This window comes from Empedobacter sp. UBA7248, assembly GCF_002472945.1.
Lineage (GTDB): Bacteria > Bacteroidota > Bacteroidia > Flavobacteriales > Weeksellaceae > Empedobacter > Empedobacter falsenii_C.
In genome coordinates, this window is record NZ_DKSU01000015.1 from 44,036 (window position 1) to 60,598 (window position 16,563).

Annotated in this window: 17 protein-coding genes; 9 read left to right on the forward strand and 8 right to left on the reverse strand. The window is 33.0% G+C overall.

Annotated elements, in window-relative coordinates; genetic code table 11:
- Nucleotides 1–27 precede the first annotated feature (27 nt).
- The 4 genes from nrfD to B4A23_RS14115 are packed head-to-tail and all read left to right on the forward strand — an operon-like array spanning nucleotide 28 to nucleotide 4,017.
- Nucleotides 28–1,431 (forward strand): NrfD/PsrC family molybdoenzyme membrane anchor subunit, encoded by a 1,404-nt coding sequence (gene nrfD / locus B4A23_RS14100; protein WP_038336919.1) that lies wholly within the window; start codon nucleotides 28–30, stop codon nucleotides 1,429–1,431.
- Nucleotides 1,412–1,981: a DUF3341 domain-containing protein gene (locus B4A23_RS14105; protein WP_221627898.1), complete on the forward strand. Its 570-nt coding sequence runs from the start codon at nucleotides 1,412–1,414 to the stop codon at nucleotides 1,979–1,981. Before nrfD ends, B4A23_RS14105 begins: the two co-directional genes overlap by 20 nt.
- Nucleotides 1,981–2,661: a c-type cytochrome gene (locus tag B4A23_RS14110; protein WP_286486256.1), complete on the forward strand. Its 681-nt coding sequence runs from the start codon at nucleotides 1,981–1,983 to the stop codon at nucleotides 2,659–2,661. The genes B4A23_RS14105 and B4A23_RS14110 overlap by 1 nt, the downstream gene beginning before the upstream one ends.
- An 18-nt stretch (nucleotides 2,662–2,679) precedes the next feature.
- Nucleotides 2,680–4,017, forward strand: a complete 1,338-nt coding sequence (locus tag B4A23_RS14115) for a hypothetical protein (RefSeq protein WP_114999477.1) — start codon at nucleotides 2,680–2,682, stop codon at nucleotides 4,015–4,017.
- A gap of 76 nt (nucleotides 4,018–4,093) precedes the next feature.
- Here the strand turns inward: B4A23_RS14115 and B4A23_RS14120 are convergent, their stop codons facing one another.
- Complete coding sequence (locus B4A23_RS14120) at nucleotides 4,094–4,405, reverse strand: hypothetical protein (protein WP_291120909.1); 312 nt, start codon at nucleotides 4,403–4,405, stop codon at nucleotides 4,094–4,096.
- A gap of 124 nt (nucleotides 4,406–4,529) precedes the next feature.
- Here B4A23_RS14120 and B4A23_RS14125 point away from each other — a divergent pair, with 124 nt between their 5' ends.
- A complete protein-coding gene (locus B4A23_RS14125) occupies nucleotides 4,530–4,835 on the forward strand; it encodes a hypothetical protein (protein WP_291120912.1) in 306 nt (101 codons plus the stop codon).
- 57 nt (nucleotides 4,836–4,892) lie between these two features.
- Here B4A23_RS14125 and B4A23_RS14130 read toward each other — a convergent pair whose 3' ends face one another.
- Both B4A23_RS14130 and dnaG read right to left on the reverse strand, forming a co-directional pair.
- Nucleotides 4,893–5,384 carry a septal ring lytic transglycosylase RlpA family protein gene (locus B4A23_RS14130; RefSeq protein ID WP_286479718.1) on the reverse strand — a complete coding sequence of 164 codons (492 nt, stop codon included), beginning with the start codon at nucleotides 5,382–5,384 and terminating at the stop codon, nucleotides 4,893–4,895.
- 247 nt (nucleotides 5,385–5,631) lie between these two features.
- Complete coding sequence (gene dnaG, locus B4A23_RS14135; RefSeq protein WP_291120914.1) at nucleotides 5,632–7,578, reverse strand: DNA primase; 1,947 nt, start codon at nucleotides 7,576–7,578, stop codon at nucleotides 5,632–5,634.
- 165 nt (nucleotides 7,579–7,743) lie between these two features.
- Between dnaG and B4A23_RS14140 the strand changes: the two genes are divergently transcribed.
- The 3 genes from B4A23_RS14140 to sucD all read left to right on the forward strand — a co-directional run bounded on the left by B4A23_RS14140 (nucleotide 7,744) and on the right by sucD (nucleotide 10,577).
- Nucleotides 7,744–8,526: an META domain-containing protein gene (locus B4A23_RS14140; protein WP_114999482.1), complete on the forward strand. Its 783-nt coding sequence runs from the start codon at nucleotides 7,744–7,746 to the stop codon at nucleotides 8,524–8,526.
- 88 nt (nucleotides 8,527–8,614) lie between these two features.
- Nucleotides 8,615–9,541: a UDP-3-O-(3-hydroxymyristoyl)glucosamine N-acyltransferase gene (locus B4A23_RS14145; RefSeq protein WP_114999484.1), complete on the forward strand. Its 927-nt coding sequence runs from the start codon at nucleotides 8,615–8,617 to the stop codon at nucleotides 9,539–9,541.
- Nucleotides 9,542–9,707: 166 nt separating this feature from the next.
- Complete coding sequence (gene sucD / locus B4A23_RS14150) at nucleotides 9,708–10,577, forward strand: succinate--CoA ligase subunit alpha (protein ID WP_038337297.1); 870 nt, start codon at nucleotides 9,708–9,710, stop codon at nucleotides 10,575–10,577.
- A 225-nt stretch (nucleotides 10,578–10,802) separates the two neighbouring features.
- Here the strand turns inward: sucD and B4A23_RS14155 are convergent, their stop codons facing one another.
- From B4A23_RS14155 to B4A23_RS14175, 5 genes are all read right to left on the reverse strand, one after another.
- Nucleotides 10,803–11,462, reverse strand: a complete 660-nt coding sequence (locus B4A23_RS14155; RefSeq protein ID WP_286501943.1) for a DUF4240 domain-containing protein — start codon at nucleotides 11,460–11,462, stop codon at nucleotides 10,803–10,805.
- Nucleotides 11,463–12,102: 640 nt separating this feature from the next.
- On the reverse strand, nucleotides 12,103–13,239 hold the full coding sequence (locus B4A23_RS14160) for a glutathionylspermidine synthase family protein (RefSeq protein WP_291120916.1): 1,137 nt from the start codon (nucleotides 13,237–13,239) through the stop codon (nucleotides 12,103–12,105).
- 9 nt (nucleotides 13,240–13,248) lie between these two features.
- Complete coding sequence (locus tag B4A23_RS14165) at nucleotides 13,249–13,638, reverse strand: hypothetical protein (RefSeq protein WP_125349731.1); 390 nt, start codon at nucleotides 13,636–13,638, stop codon at nucleotides 13,249–13,251.
- Nucleotides 13,639–13,644: 6 nt separating this feature from the next.
- Nucleotides 13,645–13,923 carry a hypothetical protein gene (locus tag B4A23_RS14170; RefSeq protein ID WP_038337307.1) on the reverse strand — a complete coding sequence of 93 codons (279 nt, stop codon included), beginning with the start codon at nucleotides 13,921–13,923 and terminating at the stop codon, nucleotides 13,645–13,647.
- Between the two features lie 104 nt (nucleotides 13,924–14,027).
- Nucleotides 14,028–15,539: a succinate CoA transferase gene (locus B4A23_RS14175; RefSeq protein WP_286513982.1), complete on the reverse strand. Its 1,512-nt coding sequence runs from the start codon at nucleotides 15,537–15,539 to the stop codon at nucleotides 14,028–14,030.
- A gap of 195 nt (nucleotides 15,540–15,734) precedes the next feature.
- Here B4A23_RS14175 and B4A23_RS14180 point away from each other — a divergent pair, with 195 nt between their 5' ends.
- A complete protein-coding gene (locus B4A23_RS14180) occupies nucleotides 15,735–16,556 on the forward strand; it encodes an AraC family transcriptional regulator (protein WP_180906175.1) in 822 nt (273 codons plus the stop codon).
- Nucleotides 16,557–16,563 lie beyond the last annotated feature (7 nt).

Here is a 16,563-nt window from a genome sequence, read left to right on the forward strand (position 1 = left end):
AGTAAAGAATTAATAAGGTAAACAAATATGTCACATTACGAATCACAGGTAAGAGAACCCCTTATTTTAGGACATAAAACCTACCACGATATCACAGTAGACATTGCTCGTCCAATTGAGACGCCAGCAAGTAAATTGTGGTGGACATGTTTCAGTATAGCAATGGTTGCATTCATCTTTGGTGTTGGAGCAATTGCTTATACAGTAGGAACTGGTATTGGTGTATGGGGATTGAATAGAACGATTAACTGGGGTTGGGATATCACCAACTTCGTATGGTGGGTAGGTATCGGTCACGCTGGTACGTTAATCTCAGCCGTTTTATTATTATTCCGTCAAAAATGGAGAATGTCGGTTAACCGTTCTGCGGAAGCCATGACGATCTTCGCCGTTGTACAGGCAGCGTTATTCCCTGTAATTCACATGGGTCGTCCATGGTTAATGTACTGGGTATTCCCAATTCCTAACCAATTTGGATCTTTATGGCCTAACTTTAACTCACCATTATTATGGGACGTATTCGCGATTTCTACGTATTTCTCTGTATCAACAGTTTTCTGGTTGATGGGATTAATTCCTGACTTCGCTATGGTACGTGACCGTGCAACAAAACCATTCGCTAAGAAAATCTACGGAATCTTATCATTCGGATGGGGTGGTGGAGCAAAACACTGGCAACGTTTCGAAGAGTTATCTTTGGTATTAGCTGGTTTATGTACACCGTTAGTATTCTCGGTACACACGATTGTATCTTTTGACTTCGCAACGTCGGTAATCAAAGGATGGCATTCAACAGTATATCCTCCATATTTCGTTGCTGGAGCTATTTTCTCTGGTTTCGCGATGGTACAAACATTATTAAGTGTAATGCGTAAAGTTTTACACTACGAAGATTATATCACACGTAAACACATCGAGTACATGAACATTGTAATCGTTGTAACAGGTGGTATGGTTGCAGTAGCATACTTAACAGAGTTATGGATCGCTTGGTATTCAGGATCTCGTTACGAAGACTTTACATACTTCTCTCCAGGAGCAGCAACAGGACCTTATTGGTGGGCATTCTGGGCGTTAATTATCTGTAACGTTTTAGTACCAGGATTATTATGGATTCGTCCAATCAGAAGAAACTTCTTCTGGACATTCGTTATCTCTATCGTAGTTAACATCGGTATGTGGTTCGAGCGTTTTGATATTATCGTTATCAACTTATCTCGTGACTATTTACCATCGAGCTGGACAATGTTTATGCCTTCATGGGTAGACGTAGGTATCTTCTTAGGTACTATGGGATTCTTTTCTGTGTTATACTTATTGTACGCGCGTACATTCCCAGTTATTTCACAATCTGAATTAAAAACTATTTTGAAATCATCAGGCGAAAGCTATAAAAAACATCATACTGAAGATGAGCATCACGAACACTAAAATCGTTTATGGTCTTTACGGAGACGATGATGATTTATTAAAAGCAGTAAAATCTATTCGTAAACAAGGTATTACGATAGATGAAGTATATACACCTTTCCCTGTACACGGTTTAGATAAAGCCTTAGGATTAAAGAAAACTCGTATTTCTGACCTTGCTTTCTTCTACGGTGCATTTGGTACAACGTTAGCATCTTTGATGACATGGTTTATTATGAACCATGACTGGGCTCAAGATATTGGAGGGAAACCATCTTTTTCTTGGGGTGAGAATATGCCAGCTTTCGTTCCTATTATGTTCGAGTTGACAGTATTCTGTGCAGCGCACTTTATGTCATTAACATACTTAGTGCGTAACAAAATGTACCCAGGAGCTAAAGCTAAAAACCCAGATCCACGTACAACAGATGATAAATTCTTAATCGAAATCAGAACTGCTGATGTTGAGAAAATCAAAAATGTATTTGTAGAAACTGGTGCTGAAGAAGTAACTGTAAAAGGTGATGTAGTCGTAGAACCAAGTGTTAACAATTTAGTACAAGAAGCATAATGAAAAAGATAGCATTACTTATAGGATTAGGAAGTATTATTATCACTTCTTGTTCTGATAAAAAACGTCACGCAAGTATCGTATATATGCCAGATATGTATTATCCTACGGCATATGATCCTTACGAAAAGGCAACTTTTGGTTACCCTCATGACGAAGAAAACTCTGAAGTTCCTGTATTAAGTAAAAATCATAATATGTCTGCATTAGAATCTGTAGAAGGTGCTGTTGCAAGAACAGATGGTGATATTTTACCATGGACTTTCAAAAACAATAACGCTGGTTATGCACAAGCAAAAGCAGTAACTGTTTCTCCTTTGAATGCCGCTAACAAAGCTGCAGACTTAGAAAGAGGTAAGTTATTGTTTGGACAAAACTGTGCAGTTTGTCACGGTGACGCTGGTGATGGACAAGGATCAATCGTAAAATCTAAAGCTTATTCAGGTGTTCCTAATTATAGCGAAAGAGATGTTACAGTAGGTTCTGTTTATCATGTAATTATGTACGGAAAAAATGCGATGGGTTCTTACGCATCTCAATTGACTCCTGCAGACCGTTGGAGAGTTGCTGAATATGTAATGAGTTTGAAAGGTGCTACTACAGCTGCCGCTGCTCCAGCCGGAGAAGCAACTGCTGAAGCAAAACCTGCAACAGAAACTGAAACAGCAACTAATAAATAATAAAATAAGTTAATTATTATGCAATATACATTTTCCCCAAGATTAAAAAATGCATCACTTATCTTAGCTGTTATAGGTGTTGTACTTTACGGGATAGGATTTTTCTTACATCAACAAGATGTTGCTAATTCAACTGAATATATTAACGGTTTGATTGAAGCTCACCCAACTCAATTTTTTGGTGACTACATTTCAGATTCTTATGCATCTATGAACACAGATCATGCTGGACACATGGAGCATTTGACAAATTTATTGAAAAACAGACCTTGGGCTGCTTTCTATGTACCAGCTTATTTATCGTTTGGTATTGCGGCATCTGCGTTGTTTTTCTTATGTATTCAATTCGTAGCTAACGCTGGTTGGTCTATGGTAGTATCTCGTGTTATGGAGGCTATCGCATCATTTTTACCAGTTGGTTCTGTACTTGTAGCTATCATCGTTTTAGGATCTTATTTTCACATGAATCACTTATTCCACTGGATGGATGCTGATTTAATAAATCCTGATAGCGAGAAGTATGATATCTTCATGGCGAACAAAGCTCAACTTTGGTTAAGCCCTAACTTTTGGTTAGTACGTTGTGTTATTTACTTAGTAGTATTATCTTTAATGTTACCAGTAATTAAAAACGCAACACGTAAATTAGATGAGACAAACGGAGACTTAAAAGTGTACGCTCAATTGTACAAAAAATCAGTAATTTACTTAGTGATTTTCGCAATTTGTTCTGCAGCATTTGCTTGGGATTTCGTGATGTCTTTAGATCCACACTGGTTCTCTTCATTATTTATGTGGTACGGAATGGTTTCATACTTAGTTTCTGCGGTTTCTATTATGGCAATTATTTCTATCTACTTAAAAAGAAAGAACGCTTTACCATTATTTAATGATAACCACTTACATGATTTAACAAAATACATGTTCGGTTTCTCATTATTATGGTCATACTTATGGTTCTGTCAATTCATGTTACAATGGTACGCAAACATTCCTGAGGAAGCTCAATACTTCCAACAACGTATGGCGCAATACCCATTATATTTCTGGATGTTGATCATTAACTTAGTAGCTCCATTCTTGATTTTAATTTCATCAAGCATGAAACGTCGTTACCAAATCGTTTTCGCGATGGGATTCGTTATCATCTTTGGACACTACTGGGATTTCTACAACCAAATTATGCCTGCAGCTGTTGGACCATTCCACAACTTTGGTTTAATGGAAATTGGAGCATTAGTTGGAATCGGAGGATTATTTACATTCGTAGTTATGAATGCAGTTTCTAAATTAAACTTAGAAGCAAAAGGTCACCCTTACTTCCACGAATCAAAAATTTATGAATATCCTTTCTAATCAGAAAGATGTTATAAAACCTAAAAGCTCGATGCAAATGCATCGAGCTTTTTTTATTTGATTAATAATTGTTATTTTATTCTTGAATTGTTCTACGTTTTATTTCCAAATCAACCAAGAAATGATCGACATCGTCATCTGTTGATAGATTTCCAACCACGTAAACACCTTTTTCTCCGTTTTGATTATTAATTATACCATAAACTGAAGACTCATCATCAGGATCAGACATTCCTTCGTAACGATAAATGCATACGATATCAAAGATTTCAGGAGCTTGTTTTAATTGATCTTTTTCGATATTATAGTCAATAGTAAAACCATTTTCTTTTAGTTCGTCTAAAGCTTCGTTCGTTGTTTTGTAGCGGTATTGGATTTTTTCTTTCATAATTTTAATAGTTTAATTATTGATTCTCAAATACTATTCCAATCAGTATATTCATTAAAATATTGTAAAGTCTTTTTTGGTAAGGTTATTGTCTTATCTCAAAATGAATATAATGAATATGATTATGAAACTAACAGTATTAAAAAAAATCAACTTGATTGCCGTTTTTGCTTTCGCTGCTTTATTTTTGGTATCGTGTGATGGTTCTACAACTATATATGGGTTAGAGCATCAGCATAAACACAAAAAGAAGTATAAGAAATATCCGAAATACGAAGTGAGATATGACGACCATCGTAGCTTACCACCAGGTCAACACAAAAAAGTACATGGTGATAAATCTGCAAAACGATATGCACCAGGTCAACAAAAGAAAAATAATGGAAATTATTATAAAAAGAAAGGAAATCATAAACATTATGATGACTAAAATAAAAAAGGATTGAACATTGTTCAATCCTTTTCTTTTTAATATCTAAAAATTGTTTTACTCTACAACTTCCATTTCTACGTTCAATGTTCCCGCATTAGTAGAACCTATAGAAGTAAACGCTGCTTTACTCAAATCCAATAAACGAGATTTTGTATGTGGTCCTCTATCGTTTATTTTTACAACAACAGATTTTCCGTTATTTGTATTAGTTACTTTGACTTTTGTACCGAATGGTAAAGTTTTGTGTGCTGCAGTTAAATTGTTTTTGTTATATAACTCGCCACTAGAAGTTTTTTTACCGTGAAATTTATCAGCATACCATGATACAATTCCACTTACTTTTTTTCCAGCTTTTTCAACAATTTCCGAAATCGCAGTATTATCTGTTTTATTAAAATCTGAAAATTTATTGATTAAATTAAGTTTCAAATTTTTAGTTATAGCAACTGGTAACGGATTTTCTATTGAAAAGTTTGATTTTCCTTTAGCTTGAGCCATTGGGATAATCATCAGCATTACTAATAATGTTAAAATATTCTTTGTCATTCTTTAGTTCTTTCTGAATCTTTATCTAAAATAAGCATAATAGATTTTGTTTGTACATGCATAGTTTTTTCTAATGTTTTTTAGAAAAGAAAAGATACCTAAATGTCTATGTTTAGTAGCTTTAGAAAGAATTGTTAACTATAAGTTAAAAATATAGTTACTTATTAAAATTTTTAAGAATTATTTACAATTATTGCGTAAATATTTATTAATCAATCTATTAACATTTTAACAAGTAAATGTTAAATTAAATGACGCGATTAAGATGTTGATTTAAGATATTTTTTAATCCAGTAAAATGCATAATTTGTTGAAGAATTTGACTTGTTTCTTCGATTGATAATTCAGGATTTTTTGTTTGATGCATCAATTCTTTAATCATATTATCTATGTAAATAATTTTGAAGCGAAGTAAAACATCAAATAAATCTTTGTGCACAAATTCTTCTTTTTTCTTAATGTTGATGCCTTGCTTTACTGTCCAGTTTTCGCTTAAACTATGTTTTTCTAACATCATTTCTGAAGCAAGCTGTACAATTTCTGGATTGGTTAATCGAGAAAAATAAGTTCCTGTTCGCAATTCATCATTTCCCAAACCAACTTTCACTTCTTCTAGAATAGATTGATAAAGAGGATTACTTAAACTTAACTCGTTTTCATCAAATTGAGAAATGATTTCTTGGTTAACTGTTGTTTTATATAGCTCGTTGTTCTCATTCTTCAAATCAACTTCTAAATCACCAAATTGCATAATCAACTTAATGATTTCATTTTCTACAGTTTGCTGAACATTGATGACTTCTTTTGTAGACGGAACAACCGAAATAGCAGGTTTTTTAGTTCGCGCATTATCGGTAATATGAGAAGACGAAGAAGTCGATTTATCGCCAGAATTTTGCAATTGAGCCAATTCTTTGAACAAAACTTCTTCTCGAATTTCCATTATTTTAGAAGTTTCTGCAATGTAAACTTCTTGCTTGATAATATTCGGAATAAGTGAAATCGATTTTACAATTTCTCTGATTAATTCAGCTTTTTTGATAGGATCATTCTTCGCATCTTCCAACAAAACATTTGCTTTGAAACGAATAAAATCAGATGCGTTTTCTTTTATATACGCTTCGATTTCAGTTGTCGAATGTTTTTTCGCAAACGAATCTGGATCTTCGCCTTCTGGTAACAAAAGAATTTTGACATTCATTTCTTGTTCCAAGATCATATCAATTCCACGGAAAGACGCTTTGATACCAGCATTGTCACCATCGTACATCACAATGATGTTCTCTGTCAAACGTTTTATCAAACGAATTTGTTCATTTGTAAGTGCTGTTCCAGAACTCGCTACTACATTTTGAATTCCGGCTTGATGCAACGACAAAACATCTGTATAACCTTCGACCAAGAAACATTGATCAGCTTTTGTAATGTGTTGTTTCGCCTGAAATAATCCGTAAAGCGTTTTACTTTTATGGTAAATTTTATTTTCGGGAGAATTTAAATATTTAGCAGCTTTGGCATCATTTCGCAAAATTCGTCCACCAAAACCTAATGTTCTACCTGAAAAACTATAAATAGGAAACATAACACGCTCGCGAAACTTGTCATATTTCTTATTATCTTCTTTGAAAGTTGCTAAACCAGCTTCTTCAATCAATTCTTTCGAATAACCATTTTTTAAGGCATATTCAGCAAAAGCATCCCATTGTTTTGGCGAATAACCAAGTTCAAATATATCGATGGTTTCTTTGGTAAAGCCACGTTCGCGGAAATAACTTAATCCAATCAAATTCCCTTCTTCCGAATTATGCAATTGATTAGTGAAGAATTTCTTCGCAAAATCAGTCAAGATATATAAACTTTCGCGATCTTTTTCCTCTTGTTGTTGCTCAAAAGTGTATTCACCATCTTCTTCAATCTCGATGTTATAACGTTTTGCCAACCATCGCAAGGCTTCTGGATAAGTAAATTGTTCAACTTCCATCAAAAAAGTCACAACATTTCCACCTCTTCCAGAAGAAAAATCTTTCCAGATTTGTTTGGCAGGTGAAACAACAAAAGAAGGCGTTTTTTCGTTCCCAAAAGGCGAGAGTCCTTTTAAGCTAGAACCTGCACGTTTTAAGGTTACAAAATCACCAACAACTTCTTCTACACGAGCTGTTTCGAAAATTATATCTATCGTTCTTTGAGAAATCAAATTGAATTATTTTTTGAGAATTGTGTAAACAAATTATTTCTCAAAATTAAAACAAATTCTTTACTTGGCTTCATCTTTTCAAAACCTTTGTAGAAACGAATTTTAACATTTTTGAGATTTTGGTATGATATTCGTATATTAGACTGAAACTTGAAATTAAATTTTATGAAATCAACAATTTTAAAAATATCTTTTGCAGCAATTTTAGCAACAGGATTTTTAACATCTTGTTCTACTGTTAATAACGTGATAGGTAATACTGAAAACACAAATAACAACTCTATTTTAGGAAAATGGGAGTTGAGCCAAATCAATTTTATGAAGGCAGGTTCTATTGCAGAAGCTTATCCAATGGGAACTCCTTACCTTAATTTTATTTCGAATAGTATGTTAAATGCTTCGGATGGTTGTAACACTTTGAATGGAGGAGTTACAATTTCTGGAAATGAAATTACATTTGGTAATATGATGTCTACGATGAAAGCTTGTCAAAATGTAGAAGATTCTAATTTCAGTTCAAAATTAAATGGAAAATTAAAATACTCTATTTCAGATAATAAATTATTATTAATTCAAGGAGATATTGTCATCATGACTTTTGTTCGTCCTGGTACTTTAGCAGGTTCTTGGGAATTAGAAGAATTTATTGGTAAAGATAGAAGTGCAAAATCAGTAGACGATCGTTTCCCAAATCAAAAACCTACATTAACATTCCAAAATAACAAGGTTTCTGGTAATGATGGATGTAATAATTTGACAGGAGCTTATGTAGCAGTAGGCAATTCATTGACAGTAAAAAACATCGCAACAACGCGTATGGCTTGTCAAGGTGTAGATTCTGATGCTTTTGGAGAGCGTTTTAATAATGTAAATAAATACGAAATTGTAGACGGAAAATTAGTTTTGTTTGCAAATGATGTTAAAACAATGGTTTTCAAGAAAAAATAATGAAATTCAATTCATAAATCATTAAAGCTGTCATTTTTTGACAGCTTTTTTATTTTTATATTTGTATACTTTTTAAAAGGAGAGAAAGATGAAATTTCCACAAACACATCAATTAAAAGATATAGCATCAATTATCGATGCGAAATTTATTGGAGACGAAAATTTTCCAGTCGAAGGAATCAATGAAATTCACCGTGTAGAAGCGGGAGATATTGTTTTTGTTGATCATCCAAAATATTATGATAAAGCGCTACAATCGAATGCAACAATTGTTTTGATTAACAAAGAAGTTGATTGTCCAGAAGGAAAAGCTTTGTTGATTTCTGATGATCCTTTTCGTGATTTTGTAAAAATTGGACAACATTTTATGGCGTTTGAAGCTGCTACAAAACAAATTTCTGATTCTGCAGAAATAGGTGAAGGAACAATTATTCAGCCAGGGGCATTTATTGGAAATCATGTTAAAATTGGAAAAAATTGTGTGATTCATTCTAATGTATCAATCAATGATTATGCAATTATCGGAGATAATGTAATTATTCGTTCAGGAACAGTTTTAGGAGCTGATGCATTTTATTACAAAAACCGCGAAACAGGTTTTGATCGTTTAAAATCTGTCGGAAATGTTATCATCGAAAATAATGTAGAAATTGGTGCGAATTGTACGATAGATAGAGGAGTTTCTGCGTCTACAATTATTGGAGAAGGAACAATTATGGATAACTTAATTCAGATTGGTCATGATACAATTATTGGTAAAAAATGTTTGATTGCTTCGCAAGTCGGAATTGCTGGTTGTGTAAATGTAGAAGACGAAGTTTCTATTTGGGGACAAGTTGGGATTACAAGTGGTGTAACAATCGGTACAAAAGCGGTGTTATTAGCACAAGCAGGGGTTAGTAAATCTTTGGAAGGAGGAAAAACATATTTTGGTTATCCGGCAGAAGAGGCTCGTGGCTTGTATAAAAAAATGGCTGTCACAGAGATAATGGTTCGCGATTACAAGAGAAAATAAAATTCTTTATAGAATATATTTGCAGCCGACCGTTTGGTCGGCTTTTTTTATGATAAATATCTTATACTTTTTTGTCCTGTTCCAATAAAGACTTAGTGTATTTTTTACATTGAATATTTTTTAAAATGCAAAACTCCTTTTATATTTGTGTAAATTAAAAATCACAATGTCTGTATTAGTAAACAAAGATTCAAAAATAATCGTTCAAGGTTTCACAGGGAAAGAAGGAACTTTTCATGCTGAGCAAATGATTGAATATGGAACACAAGTAGTAGGTGGTGTAACTCCAGGAAAAGGAGGACAAACTCACTTAGGGTTACCAATTTTTAACACAGTAAAAGATGCTGTTGATCAAGCAGGAGCAGACGTTTCTATTATTTTCGTTCCACCAGCATTCGCTGCTGACGCTGTAATGGAAGCTGCAGAAGCAGGTATCAAAGTAATTATCTGTATTACAGAAGGTATTCCAGTAGAAGATATGGTAAAAGTACAAGCGTATGTTGACCAAAGAGATGTAACATTAATCGGACCTAACTGTCCTGGTGTTATCACTTCTGAGGAAGCTAAAGTTGGTATTATGCCAGGTTTCATTTTCAAAAAAGGTAAAGTTGGTATCGTTTCTAAATCAGGAACTTTAACTTACGAAGCTGCTGATCAAGTTGTAAAAGCTGGTTACGGAATTTCTACAGCAATCGGAATTGGTGGAGATCCAATTATTGGAACAACAACAAAAGAAGCTGTTGAATTATTTATGAATGATCCAGAAACTGAATGTATCGTAATGATTGGTGAAATTGGTGGACAATTAGAAGCTGAAGCTGCTCGTTGGATTAAAGCAAATGGAACTAAACCAGTTGTAGGATTTATCGCAGGTCAAACTGCACCGAAAGGTCGTACAATGGGACACGCTGGAGCTATCGTAGGTGGAGCTGATGATACAGCACAAGCTAAAATGGCAATTATGGAAGAATGTGGAATCCACGTTGTTGCATCTCCTGCTGATATCGGAGCTACAGTAGCAAAAGTTTTAGGATAAGAATTATTCTTAATCAAAATAGTAAAGGAACTCAAATTTGAGTTCCTTTTTTTATTTTAAAATATTTTTGAAGTATGTTCTTGAAACGAGTTCAGAATGACTGATTAGTTTACTGGTTGTTGTCATTCAGAATATAGCGTTAACGCAATGAAGAATCTTAGATTCCTCGACAAGCTCGGAATGACAATTATACCAAATTTAATAAGGCTTATATTCTAATAAAAACTACAAAAACTCGTCTTCATCATCAAAATCATCTTCCATTTCGTCGTCGTCTGGAGAATAATCTTCGATAAAAACTTTGAATAATCTTGGGCAAATGATTTGCAAATTGGTTAAATTTTCGTCATCCCAATCAAACTCAGGTTTTGGAGATTTTTCGGTATAAAATTTAAAACACTCTTTGTCTACAAAGTCAATAATCTTGTGTTCGAATTTTTCGTAGAAAACATCATCAGCGATTAAATGAAAATCTTCAAATTCATATAAATCATCTTCGTTAAAGCCTTCGTTAAAATAATCGGCTAAATTATCAGGATTCAAAATTGCTTTTTCAAACAATTCTTGTCCTTGAGAAATAATCCAATTTTTGAAATAATAGAAATGCGTAGGATCTGTATCGTCATTCATAATGCAAGCTGCACACCATATTTCAGGCGAATGCAACGAATACGAATAGAACTCTAATCGAAGTTGAAACCCAATAATGTCCTCGGCAGTTAGATCTTCTAATTCTTGCTCCAAAGCCTTTTCTTGATCTTGCAAATTATTGGCATTGAGCAAAGAATTTTCTATAATTTGCCAAAACAAATCTTCTTCGAGCATACGCGAAATGCGCTCTGTAGGAAGGGTTGAAGAGTTAAACAAATCATCTAAAAAATCCATATTTCTACTTTTTGGTTTGTATTTAGTTGGTTTTGATTCGTGAAAAAATTATCTAACGTTTTATTTCTTAAACCTTTAATTGATAAAAACATTTTAACAAAATCTTTTTATAATTTATAAAATAAATACGATGAAACCTACGAATTTTTAAACTATTTGCAATTTTAGAGCTAATTATTTGATTTTGTTTAAAGTAAAAAGTCTAATTCGGAGTGAAATTAGACTTTTTTGGTATTATTTATTCTTTTGAAAGTTTTACAAACTTTACCATAGAAAAATTATAATCAGTGAAAGAATTTGGACGAATAAATGTTATGATATTTTTTCCAAGAATTCCGTAAGAAGTTTTATTATTTATTTTAATAACAATATTTTCTTTTCGATTTTCTATTATTTCATAATACCATATTCCACTTGTTTTATTACCATTATTGATTATCTCGCAGTAATTCTCATCCGCAAGAAATATTATTGTGTTTTAATATTTTTCGCTTTGACTTTTTGAATTAATTTTATTGGTATTCAAAATAAACTTATCAATTTTATATTGACCATAATAATCCAAGTTATTCTCTTTACAATTGATTAATAGTAAAACTGAGGTAATAAATATGATAAATTTATTTTTCATAATTTATAACTACTCAATAATATGCGGGATAAAACGACTTTTATCAGTTGTAATAAATTGGTCACTTTCGCGGAACGTAATTCCGCATGATTCTTGTCCAATAATCCAACTTCCGATAATAGTATAACCCGTTTCTTCTTGGTGTAAATTAGCTAAAGCTTGATAAATAAAACCTTCTTCACCATATTCGCCCGAAGTTTGCTCCGAAATAGTTCCGTTTTTTATAACTTCTACATTTGCTCCTTCACGTGATAACAATGGTTTTTTGACATAATTCTTCATCTCTTTTGGCGAATCTGCATAAGCTTCTAACAACAACGGATGATTTGGATATAATTCCCATAAAATAGGCAAAATAGCTTTGTTTGAAAGAATCATTTTCCAAGCTGGTTCTATCCAATTTGCGTTGATTTCATCATTTTTGATGTTGTACGCAAACAACTCGTTCATCATCCATTCCCACGGATAAAGTTTGAAAATATCTGTAATTGGTTCTTCTTCTAAATCAACAAAATTGACATTATTCCAACCGATTTCATCGACATAAATTAATTTGGTATTAATTCCAGCTTGTATCGCGCAATCTCTGATATATTCGATATTTGTCAAATCTTCTAACGATTCTCTCACACAAGAAAAATGCAAGGTTTCACCTTTCAAATAAGGTTTTAACATTTTCCACGTTTCAATTAATTTATCATGAACAGAATTGAATTGATCTTTCGTTTCTCCAAAATAATTTTCCATCCAAAGCCATTGTACAACACCACATTCGAACAACGAAGTTGGCGTATCAGCATTGAATTCTAACATTTTTAATTGATCATTATCATAAGCAAAATCAAAACGTCCATAAATACTTGGCGCATCATTTTCCCATGTATCAATCAAATAAGGTTGAATAAATTTTGGAATTTTAAATTCGTCCAAACGATTATTTTGAATCACATGTTCGACAGCATTCAAACACATTTCCCACAATTCGTTTGTCGCTTCAAAGATTTTATCCGCTTCTTTTTCCGAAATCGAATAGTAATAATCTTCTACCCAATAGGTTTGTTTATTTTCGTCTGTATGATAGCCAAAGCCGATATTTTCTAACCTTTCTTGCCAGTTTTCGTCCGCTTTTATTCTTTTTAATTGCATAAAATTAGTTTAAGATGAAACTGAACGAGAAGAAGCAGATTTTCCGAATCCACCACGAACAGTTTGACTTTTATACGCTTGTGCTTTTGCCGCGTTTGTTCCGACATTAGATTGTTGATGCAAACCTTGACTTGCATAGCCCATTCCACCACCAGTTAAGCTCCGAAAAGCCATAAACCAAAGCAACGAACTCCCCATTCCGCCGTGATGTGAACCACCAGAATGCGACGAATAATTTGACGTAACATCTGTGTAAGGCGCAGTAGAATCTGCACGCATATATACCTTTTGCGCATTGTTCGTAACGGGTGCTTCTTCACGATTCATACATGAACTAAGAACCGAAGAAATTAACACTAAAGTCACAACTTTACTTGCTCTTTTTTCTCTTTTATTCATGATAGATTATTGAATGGTTACGTAAATAGGAATTTTGGTAGAATCGGTAGGTGTATATTGTTTGTGAGTAATCAACGTATCTACTTTTTCTGCAATCATCAAATCGTTTGACCAAATTTTTTGTTTAGTAATATGTAAAACAGAATCGCCTTTTGTTTCGGTTGTTAAAACAACTTCACGAGCCGATTTTTTATCAATTTGTTCTAAATTCTGATTTTCGTTTTGATTAGATTGACACGCAAAAAAAGTTGTCAATGGCAGTGTTATTAAAAGTATTTTTTTCATGTTTCTTAGACTTCTAACAAAGTTACATTATTTCACAAAAAAAGCACAATCCAGAAATTCTGAATTATGCTTTTTGAAAAAGTATAGTTTTATTATTTATTATTCTAATGATTCAAAACTAATAATTCTTCTTTTTTCATAGAACCTGTTTGTTTCAATCTTGTGTGCCAAGAGAACGCTTCTTCTAAGATATGTGGTGTTTGACCACCTCTTTCTGCACAAGCTCTTTCGAAGTAAGATAATAATTCTGCTTTATAATCTGGGTGAACACAGTTATTGATGATTTCGATGGCTCTTTCGCGTGGCGCTAAACCTCTCAAATCGGCTAAACCTTGCTCTGTTACAATAATATCTACATCATGTTCTGTGTGATCTGTGTGAGAAACCATAGGAACGATAGACGAAATATTACCACCTTTTGCGATAGAAGCTGTAACGAAGATTGAGATAAATGCATTACGAGCAAAATCTCCAGAACCTCCAATACCGTTCATCATGTGAGTACCAGAAACGTGAGTTGAGTTTACGTTACCATAAATATCACACTCTAAAGATGTATTGATTCCGATAATTCCTAAACGACGAATAACTTCGGCAGAGTTAGAAATAGATTGTGGACGTAAAACAATTTTATCTTTATAATTGTCGATGTTTCCAATTACACGATCGTAACATTCTTGTGAAACTGTCATAGAAGATGCTGAAGCAAATTTCATTTTTCCAGAATCGATTAAATCAAATGTAGAATCTTGTAAAACTTCTGAATACATGACTAAATCTTCGAAATCTGAATGCTCTAAACCACCTAAAACGGCGTTTGCAACTTTACCAATACCACATTGTAATGGCATTAATGATTTTGTAAGACGACCTTCTTCAACTTCATTTTCGAAGAATTTTACAATGTTTTGAGCGATTGCAGCAGTCGCTTCATCAGCTGGTTGAATGTCTCCAGGAGCATCTTGAATGTCGTGAAAAACAATTCCAACAATTTTAGAAGGATCTACTTTTATTGTTTCTGTTCCAATTTTTGTATCACAAGCAGTGATGTTAATTGGAGTACGTTTTCCATATTCTTCTACACTATAAATATCGTGAATACCTTTTATATTTGTAGGAATAGACGTGTTAATCTCGATGATTAATTTGTCTGCATTTGCAGCAATTTCTGCATTATTACCGATAGAAGTAGTAGGTACTAAAGAACCATCTTCTAAAATTTCAGCAACTTCTAAAACACCTAAATTAATTTTAAATTGTCCATCTAAAATATGTTCGGCAGTTTCTCCTAAATGTTGATCGATAAATAAAACATTACCTGCATTTATATTTTTACGCATTACAGTGTCTACTTGGAATGGTAAACGTTTTTTTAATGCTCCACTTTCTACTAAAGCCGCGTCTGTACCATGTCCTAATGAAGCTCCTGTTACTAAAGTGATTTTTAAATTTTCAGATTTGGCGCGCTCCGCAACAGCTTTTAATACAACTTTTGTATCGCCTCCTCTTGTAAAACCACTAGAACCAACAGTCATTCCATCTTCAAAAAATTTGGCAGACTCCTCTGCTGTCATTACTTTTGACTGTAAGTCAGTTAATTTTATTCTTTCCAACATAATGCAACTTTTTCTTTCTAATACTATTCAATAATTGTTCCCTTCTGAACGGAGGGAATTACAAATATTGGACTAATTAATAAAAAGTTAATATCAAAAATAGTCAAATAATTATTCATTTCAGACACTTTTATTTGTGTACATTATACATTATATCAAATAAATTATTATATTAGTTCGCAGATTAAAGAAACTATGAATATACATTTGGATAATAAGTTCGAAACACGATATTACCTAACCGAAATTGACAAATTACCAACCTCAATTTTCTGTTACCATAAGGAAATTTCGGAAGCATACGTGGTAGAACATAAACATAACAAAGCGCAATTTCTTTATTGTGAGGGAGGAATAGTTTATGTAAAAATAGGAAAAGATACCTTTTATTTACCTGCAAGACACTATATGTGGATACCGCCTCATGTGGAACATAGTATACACCCAAATACACCAGAGGTGATTATGAGAAATTTATATTTCCCTATTAATGAAAGTGATAATTCGTTTTATAAAAAAGTAGGAATCTATCCTGCTGATGGATTATTGTTAGAACTTTTATTATTTTCTAACCAATGGAAAGGAGACATTGTTCCAGAAAATAGAAGCGAATATGTAATTGCACAAGCTTTCAAAGAAATATTACCTAAAGTAAGCAAAAGTAGTTTACGATTGGCTTTACCACTTCCTCACGACGAACGTCTGAAAAAAATCGTTCAATTCTTAGATGATAATATGGATTCTTCGATTACAATGAAGAAAATTACGGCCGAATTCGGTTTCTCTGAACGATCATTATCACGATTATTTCAAAAAGATTTGAATATGACATTTGTTCAATATTTTACAATTTTGAGAATGTTACGCGCTTTACAATTGTTAATTGATAATACGTATTCAATCAGTGAAATTTCGACAATGGTTGGTTACAATAGTTTGCCAACGTTTAGTAATACATTCCAAAAAGTAATTGGGGTTCGTCCAACAGATTACTCAAAGAAAAAAGATATATTATAAATTAAGG

Coding starts and splice junctions, on each gene's coding strand:
- B4A23_RS14145 (WP_114999484.1), top strand. CDS start 8,615: ATGAAATTTCCACAAACACATCAATTAAAAGATATAGCATCAATTATC.
- B4A23_RS14160 (WP_291120916.1), bottom strand. CDS start 13,239: ATGCAATTAAAAAGAATAAAAGCGGACGAAAACTGGCAAGAAAGGTTA.
- B4A23_RS14115 (WP_114999477.1), top strand. CDS start 2,680: ATGCAATATACATTTTCCCCAAGATTAAAAAATGCATCACTTATCTTA.
- B4A23_RS14125 (WP_291120912.1), top strand. CDS start 4,530: ATGAAACTAACAGTATTAAAAAAAATCAACTTGATTGCCGTTTTTGCT.
- sucD (WP_038337297.1), top strand. CDS start 9,708: ATGTCTGTATTAGTAAACAAAGATTCAAAAATAATCGTTCAAGGTTTC.
- B4A23_RS14155 (WP_286501943.1), bottom strand. CDS start 11,462: ATGGATTTTTTAGATGATTTGTTTAACTCTTCAACCCTTCCTACAGAG.
- B4A23_RS14165 (WP_125349731.1), bottom strand. CDS start 13,638: ATGAATAAAAGAGAAAAAAGAGCAAGTAAAGTTGTGACTTTAGTGTTA.
- nrfD (WP_038336919.1), top strand. CDS start 28: ATGTCACATTACGAATCACAGGTAAGAGAACCCCTTATTTTAGGACAT.
- B4A23_RS14170 (WP_038337307.1), bottom strand. CDS start 13,923: ATGAAAAAAATACTTTTAATAACACTGCCATTGACAACTTTTTTTGCG.
- B4A23_RS14105 (WP_221627898.1), top strand. CDS start 1,412: ATGAGCATCACGAACACTAAAATCGTTTATGGTCTTTACGGAGACGAT.
- B4A23_RS14130 (WP_286479718.1), bottom strand. CDS start 5,384: ATGACAAAGAATATTTTAACATTATTAGTAATGCTGATGATTATCCCA.
- B4A23_RS14140 (WP_114999482.1), top strand. CDS start 7,744: ATGAAATCAACAATTTTAAAAATATCTTTTGCAGCAATTTTAGCAACA.
- B4A23_RS14180 (WP_180906175.1), top strand. CDS start 15,735: ATGAATATACATTTGGATAATAAGTTCGAAACACGATATTACCTAACC.
- B4A23_RS14120 (WP_291120909.1), bottom strand. CDS start 4,405: ATGAAAGAAAAAATCCAATACCGCTACAAAACAACGAACGAAGCTTTA.
- B4A23_RS14110 (WP_286486256.1), top strand. CDS start 1,981: ATGAAAAAGATAGCATTACTTATAGGATTAGGAAGTATTATTATCACT.
- B4A23_RS14175 (WP_286513982.1), bottom strand. CDS start 15,539: ATGTTGGAAAGAATAAAATTAACTGACTTACAGTCAAAAGTAATGACA.